Below are 15,479 nucleotides of genomic sequence, written 5' to 3'. Positions count from 1 at the left end.
GCGAAGCGCAGCTTTTCTTCCATCGCGATCGGCACGATCAGCTCGACGTCAACCGTCACGTTGTCGCCCGGCATCACCATTTCCGTGCCTTCCGGCAGCGTCACGATGCCGGTCACGTCCGTCGTGCGGAAGTAGAACTGCGGACGATAGTTGGTGAAGAACGGCGTATGACGGCCACCTTCTTCCTTCGTCAGGATGTAGGCTTCCGCCTTGAACTTCGTGTGCGGCGTCACCGAACCCGGCTTGCACAGGATCTGGCCGCGTTCGACGCCGTTGCGGTCGACACCGCGCAAGAGCGCACCGATGTTGTCGCCGGCCTGGCCCTGGTCGAGCAGCTTGCGGAACATTTCGACGCCCGTGCAGGTCGTCTTCGTCGTCGGACGGATGCCGACGATCTCGACTTCCTCACCGACCTTGATGATGCCGCGCTCGACGCGACCGGTCACAACCGTACCGCGGCCCGAGATCGAGAACACGTCTTCGATCGGCATCAGGAACGGCAAGTCGATCGGGCGCTCCGGCGTCGGGATGTAGGCGTCAACCGCTGCCATCAGCTCGCGGATCGCGTCTTCGCCGATCTTCTTGTCGCTGTCTTCAAGCGCGGCGAGCGCCGAACCCTTGATGATCGGAATGTCGTCGCCCGGGAATTCGTAGGACGACAGCAGTTCGCGCACTTCGAGCTCGACGAGCTCGAGCAGCTCGGCGTCGTCAACCTGGTCGACCTTGTTCAGGAACACGACGATCGCCGGAACGCCGACCTGGCGGGCGAGCAGGATGTGCTCGCGGGTCTGCGGCATCGGGCCGTCGGCCGCCGAAACAACCAGGATCGCGCCGTCCATCTGCGCCGCGCCGGTGATCATGTTCTTGACGTAGTCGGCGTGGCCGGGGCAGTCGACGTGCGCATAGTGACGGTTCGGCGTCTCGTATTCGACGTGCGCCGTCGAAATGGTGATACCACGGGCCTTTTCTTCCGGCGCAGCGTCGATCTGGTCATACGCCTTGAACTCGCCGAAGTACTTCGTGATCGCTGCCGTCAGCGACGTCTTGCCATGGTCAACGTGGCCAATCGTGCCAATGTTAACGTGCGGCTTGTTGCGCTCAAATTTGCTCTTTGCCATGGGTACGTTTCCTGTGGTCAAATAAGATGGATCAGCCGGCTCGGCCGGTTTGTCGAGCCGTTTAAGGGTTTCCCGGGATTTGCGCAAGACTTAATTGTGTGCGCCGGGACGGTGCTGCACAGCCGTTCAGCGCCACAGGATCGAACGACGTGCCGGATATCAGTGCGGCGGTAAATCGAGCGCGCGAACACAAGCACAATCATCGACATGCGACGTTTACTTGAAGCGCTGTCTGAACCGTACCTTGCGATGCTGGAATGAGCTGGAGCGGGTAGCGGGAATCGAACCCGCGTATTCAGCTTGGAAGGCTGCTGCTCTACCATTGAGCTATACCCGCGGGCCTTCGATCCTGAAGCAGAATGGTGGAGGGAGTTGGATTTGAACCAACGTAGGCTGAGCCAACGGATTTACAGTCCGTCCCCTTTAACCACTCGGGCATCCCTCCATTATTCTGTCGGGATCAATCGACCAAGCATTTGAGATCGTGAAGGAAGCGGCGACGTTTGCTGCCGCCTCGCGATCTGCGCCGGGTATATGACCGCCCTCCTTCGTCCTGTCAACACGGCGAAACGCAAAATTTCAGAAATTCTCCACTGCGGCGCTGGCGATGATTGCCGAAAGCGTTTCCAACGACGACCGAACCTTACTATAAGACGCGCATGAGCAAGGACAAGAGCGGCGACAAGAGCGCCAGGGACACCCATTATGCCAATCTCCGGCGCGCCCACCGCGACGCCCGGCGCGAGCGCGGCGAGATCCCCACGCCCCGGCAGGACAAGCGCAAGAAGATGCCTGCCGACTGGAAGCCTCCGGCGCTGGCGCCCGAGCAGGTGCTTCTCTACGGCCTGCATACGGTTCGCGCTGCCCTCGACAATCCGGAACGGAAAATCGTTCGCCTCTCTGTAACCCAGAACGCAGCTGCCCGGCTCGAGCTCGGCGACCTGTCCGCGCTTCCCTTTCCAACCGAAGTCGTGACGCCGCAGGATCTGGACAGGATCCTCGGCCCGGACGCCATCCACCAGGGCGTGATGCTGGAGACGCGGCCGTTGCCGCACCGTAGGCTCGAAGCGCTGCGCGACTGCCCGCTGATTCTGGTTCTCGACCAGGTGACCGATCCCCACAATGTCGGGGCGATCATGCGCTCCGCGGTCGCCTTCGATGCCGGCGCGCTCATCACCACGATGCGCCACAGTCCGACCGAGTCGGGCGTCCTGGCAAAATCCGCCTCCGGCGCCCTGGAACTGATCCCTTATATCCAGATCACCAATCTCGCCGACGCGATCGATGAACTGCACAAGCTCGGCTTCCTGACAATCGGTCTCGATTCGGAAGGTCCGGAGCCGCTCGAAGGTACATTCGCCGGCAACAGGATCGCCCTCGTATTGGGGTCGGAGGGCAAGGGGTTGCGGCAAAAGACGCGTCAGACGGTAAGGGCGCTTGCCCGGCTCGACATGCCGGGAGCAATCAAGTCGCTCAACGTCTCGAATGCTGCGGCGATCGCGATGTATGCGGCAAGACAGTTCTTGAAGATCTAGACGGCTTTAATCGAGGAGCATGTCCGCTGGTCCGATTTCGGCCGTCGGGCATCCGTCACGCAGCTTCTTCCAGGTGCTCACGTTGAGATTCATTTCGCAGCGCGCCAGATAGGAGATGCCGCCGACCCTGATGCAGGCGGTTTGCCCGATTTCGTATTTCGATCCGTCACGGTTGCGGCAGGTGCAGCGCGCGTCAGGCGGGGCCGCGAGAACACCTCCGGCGGCCATGATCGCCGCCAGCGACAGCGTTGCTATCGGCATCGCGCGCAGACGTTTCATACGTGGATATTAGCGCGAAATGACGACCAGTAAAAACGGAGAATGCCGGCTGCTTTCACAGCCGGCATTCTCCGCAACGAACCGATATCTCACGGTCCAGATGAACGTCTTAGCTCGCCAGACGAAGGACGTTGCCGGCAGTGATCGCCTTTTCGGCCTCAGCAATCGCGAACTGCTTCGAATCGTCGCCGAGGTTGAGGCCCTCAGCGCGGACGAATTCGACATCGGTGATGCCGAAGAAGCCGAAAACTGTCCTCAGGTAGCTTTCCTGATGGTCCATGGCTGCAGCCGGGCCAGCGGAATAATGTCCGCCGCGGGTCGATGCGATGATGACCTTCTTGCCCTTTGCGAGCCCCTCCGGGCCAGCTTCGGTGTAGCGGAAGGTCTTGCCGGCGACGGCGAGCCGATCGATCCACGCCTTCAGCTGGCTCGGAATGGAGAAGTTGTACATCGGCGCACCGACCACGACGGTGTCAGCGGCCAGGAATTCTTCCAGCATCCGGCGACCGCTCTGAACGTCGGCGGCGAGAGCCGGTTCGACGCCACCGAGATCGGCCGGGGCCATGATCTGCGAGCCGGTGAGGTGCTGCACACCGTTGGCCACCAGGTCGCGATAGGTGATCTCGGCGTCCGGCCGGTCGGCCTTGATCTGAGAGACGATCGCTGCTGTCAGGCGACGGGAAACCGAATGTTCTCCGAGAATGCCGGAGTCGATATGAAGGACTTTCATGGGAGGCACCTTTATGTTGCGTTGCGGTGTCCTTCATATGATCGGAAAACAATCGCAGGATAAGTGCGCAGATATTTGACATTCTGTTTCCTGATAGAAACAATCTTTCGTGGAACGACGGCCTTGGAGGCAGGAAATGCAGGACCTTAATGACATCGCGCTCTTCGCGGCCGTCGTAAGAAACAATGGCTTCAGCGCGGCAGCGCGAGACCTGAACATGCCAAAATCGAAGCTCAGCAAGCATGTCGCGCGCCTGGAAGAGCAACTTGGCGTCCGTCTGCTCGAGCGCTCGACCCGCAAGCTGCGGATGACCGAAATCGGGACCGTCTTCTACGAGCATTGCCAGGGATTGCTGGAAGGCGTCGAGGCGGCCGAGGCCGAAATCGCGGCGGTGCGTGCCGAGCCGACGGGGATCGTCCGGCTCGGTTGCCCATTTGGCTTCACGCCGATGCTGGCTGACATCCTGCCCGGCTTCCATCGCCGATATCCCGGCGTTCGTTTGCTGATCACGACGACCAACAGGCGCCTTGACCTCGTCGAGGAGCGAATCGATGTCGCTCTGCGCGCTCGCGAACAGCTTGACACCGACAGTCAATTGATCGTGCGCCAGTTCGGCACGGTGCGCCAGCGACTCGCGGCAAGCCCGACGCTTCTCGCCCGTCTCAATGGCATCACCGTCGACAATCTTGCCGAGATGCCGACGCTTTCGACGAACGAGCACCATACCAACGACACCTGGCGGCTGCGTCATACTGACGGAACCACAATCGAAATTGGACACCGGCCGATCATCGGCTGCAGCGACTTCCTCATTCTTGAACGCGCCGCGATCGAGGGTATGGGAATTGCGCTATTGCCGGACCACATCTGCGAACGCGCCTTCCGCACCGGCGTCCTCGTTCCGGTCCTGCCGGAATGGACGTCGGGCGATGTCATGGTCCACCTCGTTTTCCCCTCTCGCCGCGGTCTGCTGCCCGCAACGCGCGCCCTGATCGACTATCTCGCCGAAAACCTGTTCACCGCCATGGCGCGCTGCGTCGAGTTCGACCCGAGACCGGCGGCATCGTTCGACCTGATCGGAAAGTGAATGTATGGGGAATACGGCTAAGCCGTTGAAAAAAATGGTGCCCCCAGAGAGACTCGAACTCCCGACCTACTGATTACAAATCAGCCGCTCTACCAACTGAGCTATAAGGGCACTTTCCGCGCTGGGAGTTATCATATTCTGATTCCGTGTAAAGCAAAAATGCGGCTTCTCCCAATTTTTCGGGTGCGTTCACGACGAGGCCGTGCCAGAAAATGGGATTAGCAACCCGACCGCCCTGCCCTTTCACGATGACGGACTGAGTCTTATGGCCCGCAAGTTCAACACACTCGCCTTCCTCGCCTCCTCGGCAGAAGAGGCGCAAAAGGCGGCCAAGGATCTCAAGGCCATTTATGGCAATCACGAAGCGGACGAGGCCGACGTGATCGTCGCACTCGGCGGTGACGGCTTCATGCTGCATACGCTGCACAAGACGATGAACTCCGGCAAACTCGTCTATGGCATGAACCGCGGCTCGGTGGGCTTTCTGATGAACCGCTACAGCACGGAAAACCTGCATCGCCGCATCGAAAAAGCTGTCGAGAATGCCTTTCACCCCCTGGAGATGCAGACAACGGACGTCAACGGCAACATATTCACGGCATTGGCGATCAACGAAGTCTATCTGTTTCGCCAATCCTATCAGGCCGCCAAACTGAAGGTCATCATCGACGGCAAGACGAGGCTTGAGGAACTGACCTGCGACGGCCTTCTCCTGGCGACGCCGGCCGGCTCGACGGCATACAACCTCTCCGCGCACGGCCCGATCCTGCCGCTCGAAGCACCACTGCTGGCGCTCACGCCCGTCAGCCCGTTCCGCCCACGGCGTTGGCGCGGCGCGCTGCTGCCCAATCACGTCACCGTCGAGATCGAGATCCTCGAGGCGGACAAGCGACCGGTCAACGCGGTCGCCGATCACCAGGAGGTGAAGTCGGTCGTCAAGGTTCGCATCGCCGAATCCGAAAAGCTGACCGCCCGGATCCTCTCCGATCCGGACCATTCCTGGTCCGATCGCATTCTTGCAGAGCAATTCTCCAATTGAAATCACACGTTGCAAGACCAATGTGATATGGTTCAAAACGGTAGCCGCCGGCCCCCGCCGTTCAGGCATTTCAGGAGGATGCGTCGACCGATGTATAAAGCCCTGCTTCTCGCGTTTTGCCTCGCCCTGCCCGCAAGCAACCTCTGGGCGCAAGAATCCCCCATCCTTCCCTCGAACATTACCTTTGTGACCAGCACCGGTTACTGGGAGGAAAGCGGCGCAGCGCTTTCACAGGATAGTGCGGAGAAAAATGCCGGCGGCGCGGCATCCGGTTCCCAGGGAAGCTCACCTGGCGGTAAGCGTGGCTACTACAAGCTCATCGCGGTTCGCCAGAACGACGGCACCGCTCAAGTGCACCTTCAGCAGGTTGCCTCGACACCCGCCGGTCCTGAAGTGCTTTCGTCGGCCGAGCTGGAAGAATTCACCGCATTGAAGCCCTATGTCACAGACATCCGGCCGGAAACTTCGACCGGAATCACCGAGCAACCGGGCATGTTCGCAACCGTCTATCTGAAGACGGACCCTTCGGCCAGGGAACCGGAATCCTGGACCGTGGTGATCGATGATGTCGGCGACATCAAGATCGAGCGCGCAACAAACTGACACCGCCACAATAAAGAAGGCCGGGCGCATGCACCCGGCCTCCAATGGTCTAGTTTCCTGGGATTGCGCTAGCTCAAGTCTTCGACAACGGCATCCGCGCCGCCCTGTACACGGTGGGCCAGAGCCGCCTCCATGAAGTCGTTCAATTCGCCGTCGAGTACATCGCCGGGGCTCGTGCTCTCGACGCCCGTCCGCAAATCCTTCACCAGCTGGTAGGGCTGGAGAACATAGGAACGGATCTGGTGGCCCCAGCCGATATCGGTCTTGGAGGCCGCCTCGGCATTCGCCGCTTCCTCGCGCTTCTTGAGCTCGGCCTCGTAGAGCCGCGCGCGCAACATGTCCCAAGCCTTGGCCCGGTTCTTGTGCTGAGAGCGCTCCTGCTGGCACTGCACCACGATGCCGCTCGGCATGTGCGTAATGCGCACGGCAGAATCGGTCGTGTTGACGTGCTGGCCACCGGCGCCCGAAGAACGGTAGGTATCGATCCGGCAGTCGCCTTCGTTGATATCGATCTGAATCGAATCGTCGACCACCGGGTAGACCCAGATGGACGAGAACGAGGTATGCCGCCGGGCATTGCTGTCGTAGGGCGAGATACGGACAAGCCGGTGCACGCCCGACTCCGTCTTCAGCCAACCATAGGCGTTGTGACCCTTGACGAGGAGCGTGGCGGACTTGATGCCGGCCTCTTCCCCGTCCTGGATTTCCATGAGTTCCACCTTATAGCCCTGGCGCTCGGCCCAGCGGGTATACATGCGCAGCAGCATGTTCGCCCAGTCCTGGCTTTCCGTGCCGCCGGCACCCGAATGGACTTCGAGATAGGTGTCGTTCTGATCCGCCTCGCCCGAAAGCATGGCCTCGACCTGCTTCTTCGCGGCTTCGTTGCGCAGCTGTTTCAACGCTTCTTCGGCGTCCGCGACGATCGCTGCGTCGCCTTCTTCCTCGCCAAGTTCGATCAGCTCGATATTGTCGTTAAGCTGTTGCTCGAACCGGCGCAGGCCGTTTATGCCGTCGTCGAGCTGTTGGCGCTCGCGCATCAGCTTCTGCGCCTCGGCGGCATCGTTCCAGAGCGACGGGTCCTCAGCCTTGTTGTTCAACCAGTCCAGTCGTCTTATCGCCTGGTCCCAGTCAAAGATGCCTCCTCAGCAGGCTTATGGCCTGCTTGATTTCGTCGACAATGTTTTCGATTTCGCTTCGCATGTTCCTGCTTCTTGTGAACCCGTAAAAACGTGACGCTCAAATAGCGACGCCCGCCGCCGATGTAAAGGCGACGGGCGGTGCTTCTTATCTGTGCATGTCGTTATCCCAAAACCGCTGCGCACTTTTGGGCGACATGCATTTGGATTTTGTGCAAGTCGCTATCCCAAAACCGCTGCGCACTTTTGGGCGACATGCATTGGATGGAAAGGGTCAGAACAGGCCGTTGGAGCCGGACGTCACCGCCTGGTTCGCCTGCGGCGAGTTCCTCAGGATCTCCTCAGGCGGCACGTATTGATCGAGACCACCGATGACGGAGAAGGAATCGGCGGGGCCAGTGCCCGGCTTGAAGGCCTCGATGATCGTGTCCGGCTCGCCTTCGACAGCCGCCATGCCTGTCTTTCGGTTGACGGGAATGAGGCTCATGCCTTCCGGCACCACGAACTTGCTGGGACGTGTGCCCTTGACCGCCTCCTGGATGAAGGCGTTGAAGATCGGCGCCGAGAGGCTGCCGCCGGTCGCCCCGCGACCGAGCGGCGCCGGATCGTCGAAGCCGAGATAAAGGCCGGCCACGAGGTCGGGGGTATAGCCCACGAACCAGGCATCCTTCTCGTCGTTGGTCGTCCCCGTCTTGCCGGCAATCGGACGGTCGAGCTTGATCTTGCCAGCTGCCGTGCCACGCGTGATGACGCCCTCCATCATCGACGTGATCTGATAGGACGTCATTGGATCGAGAACCTGCTCGCGGTTGTCCGTCAGCACCGGCTCTTCCTGGCTCGCCCAGTCATCGGCATTGCAGTTGTCACAGGTCCGATCCTCGTGGCGGAAGATGGTCTTGCCATAACGGTCCTGAATCCGGTCGATCAGCGACGGCTTGATCTGCTTGCCGCCGTTGGCGATCACGGCATAGGCCGAAACCATGCGCAGCACCGTGGTCTCGCCCGAGCCGAGCGACATCGAAAGCAGTGGCGCCATCTTGTCATAGATTCCGAAACGCTCTGCATATTCGGCAACGATGTTCATGCCCATGTCGTTGGCAAGCCGCACTGTCATCAGGTTGCGCGACTTCTCGATGCCCAGGCGAAGGGTGGAAGGACCGGCAGAGCCGCCACCGTAGTTCTCCGGGCGCCAGACCTGGCCGCCGGCAACGATCTCGATCGGCGCATCGAGGATGACCGAGGCCGGCGTATAGCCATTGTCGAGCGCGGCCGCGTACACGAAGGGCTTGAACGACGAGCCGGGCTGGCGCATCGCCTGCGTCGCACGGTTGAACTCCGACTGGGCGTAAGAAAAGCCGCCGACCATCGCCAGCACGCGGCCGGTGTGCGGATCCATCGCGACCAACCCGCCCTGTACCTTCGGCGGCTGGCGCAGCCGATATTCACCCTCTTCGCCCGCCGGTTCGACATAGATGACATCACCCGGTCCGAGCACACCTTCCGGCGATTTGGCGGTCTTGCGCTGGCCACCGGCAGAACGGTAGGCCCACTGCATGTTCTTTGCCGAAATGTGCCCTGTCACGCGCTCCGGGACGATCTTGCCGGATGCTTCCTTCTCCGGCTGGATACCGATCTGCGCACCCTCGGTGTCGACCGAAAGGACAACTGCCAGCTTCCACTCCGGCACATCGCTGAGGCTCGGGATCTTGCCGAGCGGCTCGCCCCAGTCGCCGCCGATCTCGATCGTCTTGATCGGGCCGTGGAAGCCGCGGCGCTCGTCGTAGTTCAAAAGGCCGTCCTGCAGCGCCTTGCGCGCCACGATCTGCAGATGCGGATCAAGCGACGTACGCACCGAGAGGCCGCCCTCATAAAGCGCGTTGTCCCCATACTTCTGGATGATCTGACGACGCACTTCCTCGGCGAAGAAGTCGGACGCGAAAAGGTGAGCGCCACCGCGGCGCGGGGTGACCCCAAGCGGCTGCTTCTTGGCGTCTTCGCCATCCGCCTTGGTCACGTAGCCGTTTTCCACCATCCGGTCGACCACCCAGTTGCGGCGCTCGATCGCGGCTTCCGTCTTGCGGAAGGGATGATAGTTGGCCGGCCCTTTCGGCAATGCAGCGAGATAGGCGGCTTCGGCAACGGTCAGTTCGGTTACCGACTTGTCGAAATAGGTCAGCGCGGCGCCGGCAATTCCGTAGGAGTTCAGGCCGAAGAAGATCTCGTTGAGGTAGAGCTCGAGAATTCGATCCTTGCTGTAGGCCTGCTCGATGCGGAAGGAGAGGATTGCTTCCTTGATCTTGCGATCGATCGTCTGGTCGGAGGTCAGCAGGAAGTTCTTCGCGACCTGTTGGGTAATCGTCGAAGCGCCGACCGGGCGCCGCCCGGAGCCGAAGTTCTGCAGGTTGACGGCGATGGCGCGGACGAGACCGGTGATGTCGACGCCGGGATGCTGGTAGAAATTCTTGTCTTCGGCAGAAATGAAGGCCGCCTTGACGCGATCAGGGATCGCCTGGATCGGAAGGTAGAGGCGCCGCTCGCGGGCATATTCGGCCATCAGGGCGCCATTGCCGGCGTGGAAACGAGTGGTTACCGGCGGCGCGTATTTGGCCAGCACCTCGTAGTCCGGCAGATCCTTGGTGATGGCGCCAAGGTAGATCGCGACGGCCGCAGCAACGCCAAGCAGCAGAAACGCACCAATGCCGAAAAAATATCCAATCAGTCTGATCATCAGTCAGATACCGGTACCTAATTATCGTCCCATCGCCAGGTCGTCGTCGCATGATGCGAAGGCCCGGAGGCTTCGTGTTCTCGCAAACGAAATCGACCTCGCCAAAACTCTTCGTCAGAAATCGTCTGGTATAGCGGCTACGCGCTCCCTCATATGGCGAGGAAGGTCAAGCATCAACACTCTTCCTCAACAAATCCGGGCACCTTTTCCCTAAGTGCCCGGATTGTGAGTAAAATAGGGCTGGTTTCCGATTATCCCGTGCGCATCCTGTTGAAAAGCATATCGCTGTTACCCGGGCGACACAAATCACTTCCCGTACGCCGCAACCACGCCCGATGCAGTCGATTGCGCCGAACCTAGCCGCCATTTGCGACTGCTGTTTCGCGATAGCGTCGAACGGCCGCCGCTAGCAGGCCCGACACCTTCTTGCGCCATACCGGATCAAGTAATTGCTTCTCATCGTCCTTGTTCGAAAGGAAGCCGAGTTCAAGCAGGATGGAGGGCACGTCCGGTGCCTGCAGGACGCGGAAACCCGCGTGGCGATGGGGATTGTTGATCAGGCCGATCTGGCCTTCGAAGGACGAAACGACGGTGCGCGCGAGATTGACCGAGAAGGCCTGGGTTTCGCGGCGCGTGAGATCGATCAGGATGTCCGCCACTTCCGCCGGCTCGCTTTGCAGCGGTACTCCGGCGATCTCGTCGGACAGGTTTTCGCGCTCAGCCAAGCTGGCTGCGAGATGGTCGGATGCCTTGTCGGAGATGGTATAGACCGTGGCCCCGCGAATGTCCTTTTGTTTCAGCGTGTCGGCGTGAACGGAGATGAACAGGTTGGCGCCTTTCTGCCGCGCGATCTGCACACGCTGCGGCAGCGACAGGAATTCGTCGCGATCGCGGGTCAGGAATGCCTCGACACCGGCTTCGCGCTTCAGCGTCGCGACCAGTTCCTCCGCGAAGGCGAGCGTCACATGCTTTTCCTCGGTCTTGGTGACGGTGCCGATGGCGCCCGTATCGATGCCGCCATGGCCGGCGTCGACAGCAATGACAAAGGCGCCGGGGTCCTTCACGACGGCGACCGGCCGATCGGTCTTTACCGCACGCATCGTTCCCGTCCATTGCTGGTCTACGAGAAGTTCATCGAAGCGGGCCTTGTCGATCTTCTCGGCATCAAGGATGAGTCGAAAGCTCTTGCCGTCCTCTTGCGGCTTCACTTCCGCATGGCTGACTTCCACCGGCCCCTTGGCGGACAGGACGACCCGCGACGTGCCGCCCCCCATTCCCCCATAGCGGATTGCGTCGAAAAGTCCGCGCGGCTCCAGGCTCTCCGGCTTCAATCCGAAGGAGGTTTCCGGCAAGTCGACGATGACGCGGACCGGATTTGCGACATAGTGGATTGAGAATTCCGGCTTGCGGTCGAATTCGACCACAATGCGCGTACGGGCATCGTCGCCAGCGATCCGGGCAGCAAAGGCGAGCAGTGGTTCGGCGGCCCGCACGGCGGTCGCGCTCGCGGTCGTCGCAACAAATGCAAAGGCGATTGCGCACAGAGAGCGACGCCACGACGTCACCGATCGCAAAGAACACAGACGTTTCGCCGAAGGCATCACACCGGGCTCCCCACCATTTTCTTCAGATACCAGCGGCCTGCCCTTCCGGCAAACCATCAACCCCTCAACCAATGAACCCTCATGGTTAATCAAATCTTGACAAAACCCTTATAATGGTCGCGTCGCAACGCGACTCGCTGGCGCGAACGCGTTCCTTATCGATCGATTTCACCGGGGCAAGCGAATCGATCAATATTGTGGCGGCAAAGGCTTTTCCCTTGCCAATGTGACATAGAAACCATAAAAGCGTCACAAGGAGAAAGTGTTGACGGGATAGAATCGTCGGCCGGGCAGCCGGAGCTTTTAGAGAAGCTTGGCGCCAGGAATGATCGAGCCGGAATTGCCGGTTGCAACCGTATCATGCCTTACGCGGCCGCAGGTATTCATCCGCCGTCGCCGCATTTCCTCCCCGTATACTGGATCGCAAATTTCCGGCGGTGGCCGGAGTTCTTGACGGTGATTTTCACCAGATGCCCGCAAGCGGGCGCATTCATCGGGCCTCCCCTTGGAGGTCCAGGACATTGGCATTCTTGTTTGGTCTTTGATGTGACTCAGCAGTATCGGTCAGAAGTAAAGAGGCCCCGGGACGTGACCGTTCCGGCTGCCGTCTGGCTGCTGCACCATCGCCTGCACCAAACAGGACCTTTCACATCCGGCGCAGCTTTCGACGTGTTTGACAGCCTTCCCAAGGAAGCAGGTCTGTCTGCCGTTTCACTGTTGCGCCGAGGAGCACAGCTTAGATGGCAGAGAAAATGCTTATCGATGCGTCTCACTCAGAGGAGACGCGCGTCGTTGTCGTTCGCGGGAACCGCATAGAAGAATTCGACTTCGAATCGGAACATAAGAAGCAGATCCGCGGCAATATTTACCTGGCCAAGGTGACCAGGGTGGAGCCTTCGCTCCAGGCCGCTTTCGTTGACTACGGCGGCAACCGCCACGGGTTCCTGGCTTTCGCCGAAATCCATCCGGACTATTACCAGATCCCCCTCGCCGATCGTCAGGCGCTTTTGAAGGCGGAAGCCGAAGAGGCCCGCCGCGACGACGACGTCGAGCCGGTCGAGACGGCGAGCGAGCGGAAACCGACGACGGTAGAAGCCGAGCCGGAAACCGTAGCAGAGATTGCCGAGGTCACAGAGGTTGGCGAGGTCGCAGAACTCGTTGCGGCAAACGCCGAAGCGCCTGCGGAAGTTGAAGCCGTCGCCGAGAAGCCAAAGGCGAAGGCAAAGCCGAAGCGCACCCGTCGCACCAAGGCGAAGGCTGCCGAAGAAGCTTCTGAGGCGGCCGAGAGCCAGGACGCAGGCGAAGAGGGCGGCGGCGAGATGGCCGCCATGGTCGACACCGATTCGATTTCCGAAGACGTCGATACGCGCCGTCGCCGCGACGAGGACGATGACGACGACGACGCCCATGACGGCGAAAAGGAAATCATCGAATCCGTCGGCGCCGAAGACGCCATGGAAGAGGTGCCGGACCGTCAGATCCGCAAGCCTCGCAAGCAGTACCGCATTCAGGAGGTGATCAAGCGCCGGCAGATCCTGCTGGTCCAGGTTGCCAAGGAAGAACGCGGCAACAAGGGCGCTGCGCTCACCACCTACCTTTCGCTCGCCGGCCGCTACTCGGTTCTGATGCCGAACACCGCCCGCGGCGGCGGCATTTCCCGCAAGATCACCAATCTCCAGGACCGCAAGCGGCTCAAGGAAATCGCCCGCGGCCTCGAAGTGCCGCAGGGCATGGGCGTGATCCTGCGCACGGCCGGTGCGAACCGCACCAAGGTCGAGATCAAGCGCGACTTCGAATATCTGATGCGCCTGTGGGAAAATGTCCGCACGCTGACGCTGAATTCGACCGCACCTTGCCTCGTCTACGAGGAAGGCAGCCTGATCAAACGCTCGATCCGCGATCTCTACAACAAGGACATCAGCGAGATCATCGTTTCCGGCGAGGAAGGCTACAGGGAAGCCAAGGGCTTCATGAAGATGCTGATGCCGAGCCATGCGAAGGTCGTGCAGCCCTATCGCGACGTGCATCCGATCTTCTCGCGTTCCGGCATCGAGGCGCAGCTCGATCGCATGTTGCAGCCGCAGGTAACGCTGAAGTCGGGCGGCTACATCATCATCAACCAGACGGAAGCGCTCGTTTCGATCGACGTCAACTCCGGCCGCTCGACCCGCGAGCACTCGATTGAGGACACGGCCCTCCAGACCAACCTTGAGGCTGCCGAGGAAGTGGCGCGCCAGTTGCGTCTTCGCGACCTTGCCGGGCTTGTCGTCATCGACTTCATCGACATGGAGGAAAAGCGCAATAACCGCGCGGTCGAAAAGAAGCTCAAGGATTGCCTGAAGAACGATCGGGCACGCATCCAAGTCGGCCGCATCTCGCATTTCGGCCTGCTCGAAATGTCGCGCCAGCGCATCCGTGCCTCGGTTCTTGAGAGCACGATGCAGACCTGCCCGCACTGCAACGGCACCGGTCACGTCCGCTCGCAGTCCTCCGTCGCGCTGCATGTGTTGCGCGGCATCGAGGAGTATCTGCTCAAGAACACGACGCACGACATCACCGTGCGTACGATCCCCGAAATCGCCCTGTACCTGCTCAATCAGAAGCGCGGCACGATCACGGATTACGAGCAGCGCTTCGGCGTCTCGATCATCATCGAGGCCGATGCCCATGTCGGCGCGCAGCATTTCGCGATCGACCGGGGCGAGCCGGTCGAGAACCCGGTCAAGATCGAACAGCTTCTGCATTTCGAGCCAGAACCGGAAGAAGAAGACGTGGTGATCGAGGAAGATCTGGACGAGGAGGAAGCGGAAGAGACCGCGACCGAGCGTCCGGAGCAGGCGAAGGCGCAGCAGGCCGACGAACAGGGCGGCCGCAAGCGCAAGCGTCGGCGTCGGCGCCGCGGCAAGGGTGGCGGTCAGGCGCCGGAAGCGGTCGCAGCCGAAGCTGACGAGACGATCGAGAGCGTCGCCGACGAAACCGAGGAGGCCGAGGGCGAGGAACACGCTCTGGAGGCTGCCGAAGCAGCAGACGATGGCGACCAGAAGCGCAAGCGTCGGCGCCGCGGCAAGCGTGGCGGCCGCCGCAACAAGCTGGAAGCGACCGAGGGCGAAACCTCCGGCGAAATCGCCGCGGAGGCTGCCAGCGAAGACGCCGCTGTGGAAGGAGCGGTAGAAGCCGCGGATACCGCAGACGCGGTTTCGGCCGAGGCCGCATCCGTGGAGACGGTGTCGGAAGAATTGAAACCGGCCAAGCCGAAGCGTACTCGCAAGAAGGCGGCGGCCAAGGCCGACGCTGACGAGGCGGCGCAGGAAGCGGTCGAAGCACAGCCGGAGACGGCAGATCCCGCGGCAGAAGCGGTGGAGGAAGCCGAGGCCGATCTCGAAGAGACAAAGCCGACCAGGGCCAATCGTGACCTCGCGACGATTGCGTCCGAACCGGTTATCACCTCGAATGTTTCGAGCAAGACGGAAAACAACGACGAGGAACCCCCGAAGCCGAAAAAGGGCGGCTGGTGGCAGCGTCGCGGCTTCTTCTGAGCCGGAGATTGAGTGACTGATATGGAAAAGGCCCGGGTTCACTCCGGGCCTTTTTCTTGGTTACTGCGGCCACGGAGGCACGTC

At 60.9% G+C, this 15,479-nt stretch carries 11 protein-coding genes and 3 tRNA genes; 5 read left to right on the top strand and 9 right to left on the bottom strand.

The annotated features are described in order from the left end of the window. The 3 genes from tuf to GHK62_RS01800 all read right to left on the bottom strand — a co-directional run. On the bottom strand, window positions 1-1,118 hold a 1,118-nt coding region (gene tuf, locus GHK62_RS01810), incomplete at its 3' end, for an elongation factor Tu (protein ID WP_153436641.1). Window positions 1,119-1,381: 263 nt separating this feature from the next. Further along, a tRNA-Gly gene (locus tag GHK62_RS01805) sits at window positions 1,382-1,455 on the bottom strand. Window positions 1,456-1,478: 23 nt separating this feature from the next. Next, a tRNA-Tyr gene (locus GHK62_RS01800) sits at window positions 1,479-1,563 on the bottom strand. 214 nt (window positions 1,564-1,777) lie between these two features. On the opposite strand from GHK62_RS01800, the gene GHK62_RS01795 reads away from it, so the two are divergent. Next, a complete protein-coding gene (locus tag GHK62_RS01795; RefSeq protein ID WP_153436640.1) occupies window positions 1,778-2,653 on the top strand; it encodes a TrmH family RNA methyltransferase in 876 nt (291 codons plus the stop codon). A 6-nt stretch (window positions 2,654-2,659) separates the two neighbouring features. Here GHK62_RS01795 and GHK62_RS01790 read toward each other — a convergent pair whose 3' ends face one another. Continuing rightward, on the bottom strand, window positions 2,660-2,932 hold the full coding sequence (locus GHK62_RS01790; RefSeq protein ID WP_153436639.1) for a hypothetical protein: 273 nt from the start codon (window positions 2,930-2,932) through the stop codon (window positions 2,660-2,662). A gap of 109 nt (window positions 2,933-3,041) precedes the next feature. After that, entirely contained in the window at window positions 3,042-3,662 is a 621-nt protein-coding gene (locus GHK62_RS01785; RefSeq protein WP_153436638.1) for an FMN-dependent NADH-azoreductase, read from the bottom strand. Window positions 3,663-3,798: 136 nt separating this feature from the next. On the opposite strand from GHK62_RS01785, the gene GHK62_RS01780 reads away from it, so the two are divergent. Then, window positions 3,799-4,749 carry a LysR family transcriptional regulator gene (locus GHK62_RS01780; RefSeq protein WP_153436637.1) on the top strand — a complete coding sequence of 317 codons (951 nt, stop codon included), beginning with the start codon at window positions 3,799-3,801 and terminating at the stop codon, window positions 4,747-4,749. 35 nt (window positions 4,750-4,784) lie between these two features. Here the strand turns inward: GHK62_RS01780 and GHK62_RS01775 are convergent. Continuing rightward, a tRNA-Thr gene (locus GHK62_RS01775) sits at window positions 4,785-4,860 on the bottom strand. A gap of 154 nt (window positions 4,861-5,014) precedes the next feature. Here GHK62_RS01775 and GHK62_RS01770 point away from each other — a divergent pair. Further along, entirely contained in the window at window positions 5,015-5,788 is a 774-nt protein-coding gene (locus GHK62_RS01770) for an NAD kinase (RefSeq protein WP_153436636.1), read from the top strand. A 90-nt stretch (window positions 5,789-5,878) separates the two neighbouring features. After that, window positions 5,879-6,391, top strand: coding sequence for a hypothetical protein (locus tag GHK62_RS01765; protein ID WP_153436635.1), 513 nt, complete (start codon window positions 5,879-5,881; stop codon window positions 6,389-6,391). 68 nt (window positions 6,392-6,459) lie between these two features. Here the strand turns inward: GHK62_RS01765 and prfB are convergent. From prfB to GHK62_RS01750, 3 genes are all read right to left on the bottom strand, one after another. Next, window positions 6,460-7,591 (bottom strand): peptide chain release factor 2 gene (prfB, locus tag GHK62_RS01760; protein ID WP_153436634.1). Its coding sequence is split into 2 segments (ribosomal slippage): window positions 6,460-7,521 and window positions 7,523-7,591, totalling 1,131 coding nucleotides; the frame shifts between segments, so codons are not numbered across the junction. 210 nt (window positions 7,592-7,801) lie between these two features. After that, complete coding sequence (locus GHK62_RS01755; protein WP_153436633.1) at window positions 7,802-10,255, bottom strand: penicillin-binding protein 1A; 2,454 nt, start codon at window positions 10,253-10,255, stop codon at window positions 7,802-7,804. 356 nt (window positions 10,256-10,611) lie between these two features. Continuing rightward, window positions 10,612-11,856: an N-acetylmuramoyl-L-alanine amidase gene (locus tag GHK62_RS01750; protein ID WP_153436632.1), complete on the bottom strand. Its 1,245-nt coding sequence runs from the start codon at window positions 11,854-11,856 to the stop codon at window positions 10,612-10,614. A gap of 743 nt (window positions 11,857-12,599) precedes the next feature. Here GHK62_RS01750 and GHK62_RS01740 point away from each other — a divergent pair. Continuing rightward, window positions 12,600-15,395 carry an Rne/Rng family ribonuclease gene (locus GHK62_RS01740; protein ID WP_167528124.1) on the top strand — a complete coding sequence of 932 codons (2,796 nt, stop codon included), beginning with the start codon at window positions 12,600-12,602 and terminating at the stop codon, window positions 15,393-15,395. The last annotated feature ends 84 nt before the right edge of the window (window positions 15,396-15,479 follow it).

Source organism: Sinorhizobium terangae, from assembly GCF_009601505.1.
In the GTDB taxonomy this organism is placed as follows: Bacteria; Pseudomonadota; Alphaproteobacteria; order Rhizobiales; family Rhizobiaceae; genus Sinorhizobium; species Sinorhizobium terangae.
Note: the sequence above shows the minus strand (reverse complement) of the source record. Positions and strands in the feature narration are given on the sequence as shown.

Bases quoted from the DNA above. Each gene is read 5' to 3' on its own strand.
- GHK62_RS01795 (WP_153436640.1), top strand. From the start codon at position 1,778: ATGAGCAAGGACAAGAGCGGCGACAAGAGCGCCAGGGACACCCATTAT.
- GHK62_RS01790 (WP_153436639.1), bottom strand. From the start codon at position 2,932: ATGAAACGTCTGCGCGCGATGCCGATAGCAACGCTGTCGCTGGCGGCG.
- GHK62_RS01785 (WP_153436638.1), bottom strand. From the start codon at position 3,662: ATGAAAGTCCTTCATATCGACTCCGGCATTCTCGGAGAACATTCGGTT.
- GHK62_RS01780 (WP_153436637.1), top strand. From the start codon at position 3,799: ATGCAGGACCTTAATGACATCGCGCTCTTCGCGGCCGTCGTAAGAAAC.
- GHK62_RS01770 (WP_153436636.1), top strand. From the start codon at position 5,015: ATGGCCCGCAAGTTCAACACACTCGCCTTCCTCGCCTCCTCGGCAGAA.
- GHK62_RS01765 (WP_153436635.1), top strand. From the start codon at position 5,879: ATGTATAAAGCCCTGCTTCTCGCGTTTTGCCTCGCCCTGCCCGCAAGC.
- GHK62_RS01755 (WP_153436633.1), bottom strand. From the start codon at position 10,255: ATGATCAGACTGATTGGATATTTTTTCGGCATTGGTGCGTTTCTGCTG.
- GHK62_RS01750 (WP_153436632.1), bottom strand. From the start codon at position 11,856: ATGCCTTCGGCGAAACGTCTGTGTTCTTTGCGATCGGTGACGTCGTGG.
- GHK62_RS01740 (WP_167528124.1), top strand. From the start codon at position 12,600: ATGGCAGAGAAAATGCTTATCGATGCGTCTCACTCAGAGGAGACGCGC.